General features: G+C 48.3%; 7 protein-coding genes and 1 pseudogene. 5 read left to right on the forward strand and 3 right to left on the reverse strand.

Annotated elements, in window-relative coordinates:
• Positions 1-277: 277 nt before the first annotated feature.
• On the forward strand, positions 278-1,006 hold the full coding sequence (locus Q0668_RS00870; protein WP_298858990.1) for a molybdopterin-dependent oxidoreductase: 729 nt from the start codon (positions 278-280) through the stop codon (positions 1,004-1,006).
• 258 nt (positions 1,007-1,264) lie between these two features.
• On the opposite strand, the gene Q0668_RS00875 is transcribed toward Q0668_RS00870, so the two are convergent.
• Positions 1,265-2,167: a metallophosphoesterase gene (locus Q0668_RS00875; protein ID WP_298858992.1), complete on the reverse strand. Its 903-nt coding sequence runs from the start codon at positions 2,165-2,167 to the stop codon at positions 1,265-1,267.
• Between the two features lie 337 nt (positions 2,168-2,504).
• Here Q0668_RS00875 and Q0668_RS25810 point away from each other — a divergent pair, with 337 nt between their 5' ends.
• Entirely contained in the window at positions 2,505-2,732 is a 228-nt protein-coding gene (locus Q0668_RS25810) for a DUF6768 family protein (protein ID WP_366918854.1), read from the forward strand.
• Between the two features lie 252 nt (positions 2,733-2,984).
• On the opposite strand, the gene Q0668_RS00885 is transcribed toward Q0668_RS25810, so the two are convergent.
• Entirely contained in the window at positions 2,985-3,194 is a 210-nt protein-coding gene (locus Q0668_RS00885) for a hypothetical protein (RefSeq protein WP_298858996.1), read from the reverse strand.
• A gap of 42 nt (positions 3,195-3,236) precedes the next feature.
• Here Q0668_RS00885 and Q0668_RS00890 point away from each other — a divergent pair, with 42 nt between their 5' ends.
• Positions 3,237-4,208, forward strand: a complete 972-nt coding sequence (locus Q0668_RS00890) for a DUF1559 domain-containing protein (RefSeq protein ID WP_298858998.1) — start codon at positions 3,237-3,239, stop codon at positions 4,206-4,208.
• 310 nt (positions 4,209-4,518) lie between these two features.
• Here the strand turns inward: Q0668_RS00890 and Q0668_RS00895 are convergent, their stop codons facing one another.
• Positions 4,519-7,512, reverse strand: a complete 2,994-nt coding sequence (locus Q0668_RS00895; protein WP_298859000.1) for a PQQ-binding-like beta-propeller repeat protein — start codon at positions 7,510-7,512, stop codon at positions 4,519-4,521.
• Between the two features lie 547 nt (positions 7,513-8,059).
• Here Q0668_RS00895 and Q0668_RS00900 point away from each other — a divergent pair.
• Entirely contained in the window at positions 8,060-9,046 is a 987-nt protein-coding gene (locus tag Q0668_RS00900) for an SgcJ/EcaC family oxidoreductase (RefSeq protein WP_298859002.1), read from the forward strand.
• Between the two features lie 72 nt (positions 9,047-9,118).
• Positions 9,119-9,968, forward strand: a pseudogene (locus Q0668_RS00905) (hypothetical protein); the annotation flags it as partial.

Consider the following 9,968-nt stretch of genomic DNA (forward strand, 5'->3'; position numbering starts at 1 on the left):
GCTCTTAGAACATCCCTGACCGGAATGCATTGAATCTCTGTAAGTTCTTCGCTTTCCGAAGTTTATTTACTTTGAAAAGTATGGTCAATGGCGGTATTGCCTTCATACTTAAGCTCTAATTCAATGGATTGATAGGATCACTCATAATGAAATGCAACCAATGTGCCAAGTCTGGGCAATTTGTAATATCTTCCTCTGGATTATTTTACGGGATTTCCTATATTTCTGGAACGAACCCAAAAACCCATCGTGACCTAAACCTCTATGGAGCTTACAGATGTATAACGGCCCCGAGGCTGACAAATACCAAAATGGCGCCCCACCCTCGCCTCCAGCAACAGATTCCAAAATCATCGTCAGCTCAGATACTTTCCGCGAAAACCGGATTCCCACCGGTCAAACCCGGACTCGGAAATGGCCTGTTCTCCATGCAACAACTGTCCCTCCCATCAATCTCGACACCTGGAAACTGGAAGTTGGCGGCCTCGTTGAAAACCCTCTTGCCTTCAATTGGGACGAATTTCAACAACTTCCACGGACTCAAGTCTTCGCCGATTTCCATTGTGTCACGCGCTGGTCACGCCTCGGAAATCTCTGGGAAGGCGTCTCCGGCAACGAAATTATGCTACATGCGAATGTAAAACCAGCAGCCAAATATGTCCTCGCCACCGGCTACGATGGAGACTGGACCACCAACATCCCTTTAAAAGACTTCCAGTCAGAAGACGTCATCCTCTGTGATCAACATGATTCAGAACCATTGGACGCCGATCATGGCGGCCCCCTGCGTTTGATCGTTCCCCTGCTCTACGCCTGGAAAAGCGCCAAGTGGCTCAAACGAATCGACTTCATCGCCGACGACTCTCCCGGCTATTGGGAACGCTGCGGCTATCACAATCACGGCGATCCCTGGATCGTCGATGAAAATAACCCGGATGGCGAACGCTTCCAGTCCAAAGACAACATCCCTCCCGGCTTTGACGACGTCCCACCCGACCTTTTTTAACTTTTAATATGAGAAGTCGAATTGATTCACTTCAGCTCATTCCTGTCTCATTTTTTCTGACACATGAATTAATTCGACTTGATTCCCTCACGCCATTCCACATGATGCTAGCGAGTTGATCACGACGACATCACGTTTTTATATTTGTGAAATGACTTGAAAACTCGAAGAGATAACACACATCCTTGCGATACATAATCAGTTACAAGAGTTTCCCAGCTATGCAATATTACCACAGGCCATATCCAAAGTGATCTTCTAACGCCAATCTGCCTCATACTCTCCCGTTTGTGCTTTACCAAGTGGCTTGTATCGCAACTTGAGATATCCTTCTCCGAGTTCCGCAAGAACATATCCAGGTCTCAGTTCGTCTACAAAGAAACCGGTAGCTTTGCCGTCTGCAATGCGGTCTTTGAGTCCGCGGTTTTGGTTGTAACAAACAGAGGGACAGAGAACTTCCACCATATTACCATGGTCTCGCCAGCCACGAATGCCGTTATGAAAGTGGCCGTGCAAGCACGCCAAAATGCGATCCGCATAACGCTGTTGGAGTTCGTAGAATGCCTTCTGACCATTGGACGGTTTCACGTACCAGCCGCGATCCGGGTTCTTGTTCGAATGAATTGGCACGTGGCAACACATGACGATCTTTAGTTTTTTTAGTGTAGCATCGGCGCATTGTGTTTTTAACCAATCAATCTGCTCGCTTGTAATGAAGCCATCGTGAGAGTCGCGATGCGCATTATCGAACAGTATGAATCGAACACCGCCGTAGTCAACGAACCGATCAGTTTGCTTGGTGACATACTTTTGAAAAAGATCATTCGGATCGTGATTACCGGGAATCTCGTGAATCGGCTTATTGAGAGCCTTTCGCGTTTCTACATAAATCGGATACTGCTCTTCGCGACCAGAGTCAACAACATCTCCAAGATGTAGCACAAACTGGCCGGGCTGTTTATTGATTTCAGCAATCGCAGCCCGCCACTGCTTCTCGGAAGATTGATTATTTTTTCTACCAAGATGGGTGTCACTCACAACAACGAATGACAACTTGTTGAGATCATCCGCAGCCGACACCCGCTGTGACCAAAACATCGCCGCTCCGCCAACAGCACTAGTTGCAAGCATCTGCCGGCGATTTAATTGAAAATTTCCCACTGTTAAACCCTTCGAAATCAAAATAAGAATTTGATACTGACACTTCCCAAATAGAATCTACAGCAGCATACACAAAAGCCGCCACCCTTTATGGTAACTCTTATCCTGAGGGATTTCCACATTTTCATACCTCTCAACTCAGATCGAGTGTCGATTTCACGCCAAAAATGCAAACTTAAACGCAACAAATCTCACATGCAATAGGTATCCCTGAAGGAACCGTCAAGTCGCGGTTACATCACGCGTCGGAACAACTAAAGCAAGTCATACAAAGGAACGAGTTAAGAAAGAAATTGTAGAACAGATCCGAGAGACGCTCCAAGCAGAACAGAATGAATTGAACGATGGATATCACCTGGACAATGCAGGCATCTTGAAAATGTTTCAAGGTCACTCAAAGTGGATCACGATAGTTTGGTTTGCTCTGATGGCGGTGGCAGTGACTGTGATGATCGTATCTGCGGTCCAATTCTTTCGTGTTGAAAGCGTCCGCGCCATGATTGCATGGGCCACTGGATTCACCGTCTGCTTTGTCATGGAAGCATTCATTGAGTTTTGTTTTTAGCAGAATGCCGCTAGAACGCCCATCAATGTCAAATAAAACGACTGGGGTTACAAGTCGTAACCTTAGCCATCGGAATTCAAAAAGAGGCAGATCAGTAACAGGGTGGGTCTGCTACATAATGGTCGAACAGACAACTGTATTCTACAAGATGTCACAGACACGTCGGAGATGAATATTCGAGGCATCCAGAACAAAAGTGATCAGAAACTTTTGAGATACTTTATCACCTGTTTTTCTTACCGCCTGTTTTTCTTACCGATTGATCAGGGTTTGCTGAGTACGACCGTTGAATTCGTCCAATGGGAGACTCATGACCTCTGCGACGGTTGAGACAGAGGCACGTGGTACTTTCGTAAATCCGCTAAAATTTTCCTTCAACGGTTTCTTGCGATTCCCACCCAAATTATTCAGAAGAATCATGACTTTTTCATAAACACCCACTATAATTATTTGGTCAAACATGCCAACCATTTTTCAGAGCAATAATTAAGAAGGTTTGTGCTTATGACCAGAATTAAACGCTCCATCGTTCCCTGCTCATTAGGTTTTACTCTCATTGAATTGCTGGTGGTAATTGCCATCATTGCTATTTTGGTCGCATTGCTCCTGCCGGCCGTGCAGCAGGCGCGTGAAGCAGCCCGCCGATCATCCTGCAAAAACAATCTTAAACAAATCGGACTCGCACTCCACAATTATCATGAAACCCATAGAGCCCTGCCACCAGGATGGATCGTCAAAAAACGATTTGACTCCCACTGGGGATGGGGAGTCATGATTCTTCCATTTGTGGAGCAAGCTCCGCTGTACAACAAACTGAGTGTCGGCAGTCCATTAGATCTGAGCGGCGCTTTATCCGACGTTAACCTCCTCCCATTAATGCAAACTCCCATCAGTGTATTTCGCTGTCCTTCCGACACAGCGCCAGATTTAAACACAGGTCACGCGCCTTTCAACAAAACTTTCGATGCAGTTCCAGTAACGACTTCCAACTACCCTGGAATTGAAGATGGAGACTTCTGGTCAGTCAACACAGGTGAGGAGTTTCAGGGATCGTTCAGCAGAAATACGAGCTTGAGATTTCGTGATTATAAGGACGGGCTTTCGAATACCGCCATGGTCACCGAACGAAGCTGGCGGACTCAAACACCAACCGGCTCTCTTGAATGTAATGCTGCCATTATGTTCGGAATTGGAGGTGATGGAACAACATTTCATGGTCGATATGCCCTCTGCATTGGGCGTTTCGGAATCAATCCCATAGGAAGCAGTACCATCTTTGGGGAAACCGTTACGCAATGCGCCCGCGGCATCAGCAGCAGTCACACCGGTGGAGCTCAGTTTCTTTTTGCAGACGGAGCTGTCCGGTTCCTCAGTGAAAACATCGAGAAAGATCCCAATCCAACCGATGCCGACGAAGACTTCCTGTTCCAGAATCTTCTCAACCGGAACGATGGGAATGTGATCGGCGAATTCTAATTCTCAGATGATGGTGAACAAATTCGGGCCTGCTAAGCAGACCGATGTGACCGAGATTCAATACTCCGAAGTTTTTAGAGCCAATTGCTGCTCTTTGCCTTTAGACGAAATCATACCAGATGCCACCCAAAATCATTTGATCCCTCTCCCCTGAATGAACATTTCAATAACAGATCGTATTCATTCTACGATGACAGCTTCCCCTGAATTCACTTGTAGGAGAATTTCTCATGAAATGGCCGCTGTTACCTCGCCGAAATAGCAAGACTGAAGCTAACGACAGAAATCAAAAGACTTCCAACAGCTGAAACTACTCAGCCGCTGTCATCGTTTCCAAAGCAAACCAGGATTTATTCAGATAACTGCAACTGCAGGCCGCTGAAGCATCGGGAACCAAGACCAGACCGCCGGCGGGAATCGCGTTGATCCAGCAACCAGGACGCACGCCACCGTAGTTTTCGATTTTGTTGTTTTTATTGAAATCGAAATATCCGAGCGTGGCGGACCGGAAGAACATCATGTTTTCACAACTTGCCATAATGCCGCAGCCATACGAACGTTTGAAATTGAACGGCTTCGGTTTTCCCGAAAGCAAATCCCAGGCCCCACCCTGTGCATAAACAGTCTTTCCATTAATCAAGGGGCGCGAGCTGTAATTTGCTTTGGCCTCCCACGTCTTTTTCCCGGTATTGCTGTCAAACACGCTGAGCCTGCCACCTGTTTCTGAAGACAGCCTGAAACTCGTCGGCTGATAACTCATCAGCAATGCATCATTTTTCGGACTGACCGCCAGCATCGTACCATAGATATCCTCTTTGTTTTTCCAGATCACATAACCATCCGAAAGACTCAAACACAACAACTCACCCGTAGGTTGCTTCCACGATTTGGGACGCGGTTTCCGTCTCTCCAATTTCGTTCGATCAAAATCTGCCAGCGGACGATCAATCAGATAAATTTTCTCATCGGCAATCGCAATCGCATTGTGACGAAAGGAATCCTTCGATTCGTGCTGCCACTTCAGCTTCCCGGTTTTGACGTCAAAGGTAAACAGCCGGTTTGATTCGGTCAGTTGCTTACTCATGTCGCCCGTTGTGTGATGATAGCGAAATGCGACAATATGCTTCGGATCTGCAGCAGAGCCAATGAGTGCCCCATCATGAAAGGCGATATAACCCCAGGGCTGCACTTCTTTTTTCGCGGAATCATCTTTAGACGGTGGAACTTCAAACGTCTTCACCAGCTTTCCCGTCGCCGCGTCCAACTGAAAACATTTCTGTTCATGACGAATAAAAACCGAATCGCCTCCCAGACAATAATTACTGCCCGTTCCGGAAGCGCCCATCAGTTCATCGCCATCGTAGGCTTTGAGCACACCCTTGATCTGAAAACGCCACAGTTCATGACCGTTAAAGGCATCCACACAAATCAAGCCATCATTCCCTTCATGAAACAAACGCCCGTTCGAAAACAAGGGTGCCGGACCGCGACCATGCCGCGAGGGAATCACAAAATCAAAATCTCGATACCATAACATACCTAACCGACCGTTAACCAGTTTATCATCACTGCACAACGAATTCGCCGCGTCTGCATATTGATGCGTCCATTCTCCAGCTCCTTTGATCACTCCTCGCCGGTCCGTTTTTAATGCACCCGGTTTGCCATAGCAGATGACACCGCCATAGGGACGCTGTAACCGCCTGGCTTCGTCTAATGCAAACAATTCCGCGCCAGCGTCAATGGATCGACGGGAGACAATCAGGTTTGCCACTTTATTCGGGCAGTTTGTTTGATCGAGCCGACGATGCAACACCGTCACCCGCGTCCCATACACGCCCGCTGCAGTCAGGTTCTTGCGTGCCAGAGCAACCAACTCGGGATCTGACTCAATCGCCACCACGCGCAGTTTCGAGCGACTCACTAATTCATACGCCAGTGCCCCATCGCCACAACCGATGTCAAAACAGTAACCTTTGTCAATTTTTGATGCTTTGAGAATTTCCACTGCCGCTTTCGCAACGGTGGAATCACCAGGAAACGGTGACTTCAATGCCGGTCTCTCTTCTAAACCAGCGGGCAATGCAGAATTAGCGCCGTATGAGTAAATAGTTCCCCGATCCGTGCTGACTACCAGATGACCATCGCTGACCGACAATCCGTAAGCCACACCTTCCACCACTGAAGAAGAGACGCCGGCACCTGCTTTCAAATCAAAAATATCTACAAATCCTGCAGAACCAGAAACGATTTTATCCCCGGCAATGATCAGGCTTTCGCTGGGATGTGGTAATTTGACAGACCAGATTTTTTTGAGTCCTACAGTGCGGACCAGCTTGCCTTTACGATCTGGGTTTTCCGTTTCGATCCATTCATAGCGGGAAATCGTGCCTTTACCGGCCTGCACAAGACCATCCTCTGTAGCAGCGGTTTGACCCCCTGCAGACTTTCCGATGGCTTGACCGTCTGATGCCTGAAAAATCACGCCGCTGTTCAGAAACAGATCGTTGATAACAACAGTATCGCCCCCGCCCTCTTTCCTGTTTTTTTGCAGATGAAAGTATTCGAACTTTCCTGAGCGCCTATCCATCGATGCAGGCACCGCCCGCCCCGCTGGAACCAGCAGATGATCCCCGGCAATCGCCAGATATCCCTGTGCAGAGATGCCGCTGTTCGCGTTCGCACCCCCGTGAGGTTGAGGCATATAAATCTGGCCGGAATCTTTATTCGACCAAATTTGCTCGCCCGTTTTGGCATTCAACGCATAGAGAAATATTCCATCACTGGGCCAAATCCCTGCTGCAAAATAGACGGTACCATCCACCACGACTGGTGCGCCCCGTGCAGGCCATTTGGAAATCACACGCTCGTTCCCGACCACCATCTTCTCACTCGGTCCGCCACGATGTTTCCATAACAAAGTTCCATCATCGACGTGCAGTGCATAAAGAAATCCATCATCACTGGCCACCAACAATTGATCACGCCAGGCAACCGGGGCAAATCGTACGGGTCCTTCTGTATAGAATTCCCAGATCCGCGCCCCCGTCAACAGATCCAGAGCATGCACTTTTCCGGTCACACTATCACCAAAGAAAACATGACCATCGGCGATCACACAATGATTCACACGGTCATAAGTCAACCGCGTACTTCGCGGCCAGGCGGGCTGTGGTGCATGTGTAGTCTGAGACTTCCAGTGCAACACAAGTTTCGTCGGCAGCGACTCAGTCGTGTATCCACTACGATTCGCATCGGCCCGGTAAGTCGGCCAGTCCACCGCACAGAGAGAATGGTTACTCAAACAAAGTCCTGTGAAGATCACTATGAAGTAGCAGAAACAGTGATGGATTCGATTGAATAATTCGTGCATTATGTATTCTCTAATTCCAACAGGCAGGGTATCAGCACCATCAACGGCGTCATACGAAAGGGAAAGATCGTAGATTCATCAAATCAAAACGCTCAAGATAACCACTTTTACAATGGTCAATTTGTATATTATACCATCAAGCACTACCAAACAAAAAGCAAGAGCCATTCGGAACTTCTCACATAATCATTATCAGATCCCATATCATGTGCAGCCAATGAAATAATTCATCCTGATAGAAGCATATCAAATCAGAAGTCGTCCTGTAATTTTTGATCACAGTATACAGTAAATACTTTCTGTTTTCGGATCAGATCGGTTGAAAATTTGATTAGAATAGAGTGCAATTGAATTGTGTATTGAGTAAGACGCTCACCTGCAATGACGCCAACCTGTTTTCACTTCAAGATTCACCTCTTTCGAAGCAGAATTCTGGCGAGAAATTGAAATAATTCCCTCTACATACAGGAGACTCGAAATGAAACAACTCATGGTGGGTGTTGCGCTGATACTATTCGTCGCTAACTTACAACTCGCGTGGTCCCAAGACCGTGCCGCCGATTCTAAAACCCAAACTGTCATCAAACAGTTAACCAAAAGCCAAAACAAAAGTCCTGAGGCGACAGAAAAAGTCAATCAGTTAAAAGCGGATGCGACCGCTGAAATTCAAAGTGCGGTAAAGTTGTATGTCGAAGCCTACAACGCCCGTGATGCCAAATCTCTAGCAGCACTCTGGGCCCCTGATGCTGTCTATTTGAGTCAGGTCACCGGAGATATCATCAGAGGACGATCTGCCCTGGAAACCGAATTTGCGGGCCAGTTCCAGAATCTTGACCAGGCAAAGATCGAAGTGGCAACAAATTCGATCGAATTCATCTCCCCTAGTGTCGCTTTGGAATCAGGCATAGCTACCGTCATTGTGCCAGACACAAAACCTGAAAAAAGAAATTACAACGCGATCTACATCAGACGCGAAGGAAAATGGTTACTCGATCGCGTCACAGAAAACCCGGAAGCAGTCGTGGATACATCACACCACGACAAACTCAAAGCACTCGACTGGATGGTCGGCTCCTGGGTCGATCGGGATGAAAACTTCACTATCAAAACGGATTGTAAGTGGATTGGAAACAATAACTACCTGCTCCGTGCTTTCAAGGTGACTTCCATTGAGGAAAACGACAACGTCAGCGGTATGCAGTTCATAGGATGGGATGCAAACAAAAAACAGATCCGATCCTGGGTATTCGATTCAAAAGGAGGCTACGCGGAAGGCCTCTGGTCGCAAAAGAAAGACCGTTGGATTGTAAAAACGAAAGCCACTCTGGCTGGAGGTGAAATCGCAACTTCGACCAGTATTCTGAAGCCCGTTGACGATGACACCTTTACCTGGCAAAAAGTGAATCGTGTTGTAAATGGTGAAATCCTGCCTAATATTGATGAAGTCTTCATCATCAGAGAATAAATCCTGCCTTCTGACAAACATGAGGCAGTAAAAAATCACCAACACAAACAACACAATATACAGGAAACAGAAATGAAAAAATTCAATTATAAATCGTTAGTGCTGATTTGCAGTCTGGCGCTCACTTTCAGTTATCCCCTTTATGAATTATCAGCCCGCGGCGGGCGTGGTGGAGGCGGAGCACGAGGCGGCGCTTCTCGTGGTGGAGGAGCCTCACGGGCCAGACCTTCTGGAGGACGAACCCCGTCAATGAGTCGTCCCTCCCCCAGCAGAAGACCGACCTCTCGTCCCAGTTCGAGACCCAGTTCGAAACCAAGCTCAAGACCCTCTTCGCGTCCCACTCGACCCAGTTCGAAACCAAACACACGCCCCAGTACCAGACCCTCACAAGGCAATCGGCCCAATACGCGTCCCAGCACACGACCATCACAGGGGACACGCCCGGGATCTCGTCCTAATGCCAGGCCATCACAGGGAACACGACCCAGCACCAGACCTCAGGGCCGACCCACTCAAAAAGATTTAAACAAGTTTCTGGACTTTAGCAAAAAGCCAGCGGGCGGCTCGCGTCCCGTAATAGGCGGCGGATCGAGCGCCATCGGTGGCGCAGTGGGCGGAGCTGCTGTGGCTGATTTTCTGAACAATCGACCCAATACAGGACAACGTCCCTCAACGCGTCCCGGCACACCTTCAACTAGACCCACCCCGGGTGACCGACCAGGCGGAGGAGATCGTCCCAATCGTCCCGGCGATGGAAACGGTGACCGACCAAACCGACCCGGTGATGGAAATGGCAACCGACCAAACCGACCCGGTGACGGAAACGGCAACCGACCAAACCGACCCGGTGACGGAAACGGCAACCGTCCAAACCGACCCGGTGACGGAAACGGCAACCGTCCAAACCGACCCGGTGACGGAA

This window comes from uncultured Gimesia sp., from assembly GCF_937910335.1.
Taxonomy (GTDB): domain Bacteria; phylum Planctomycetota; class Planctomycetia; order Planctomycetales; family Planctomycetaceae; genus Gimesia.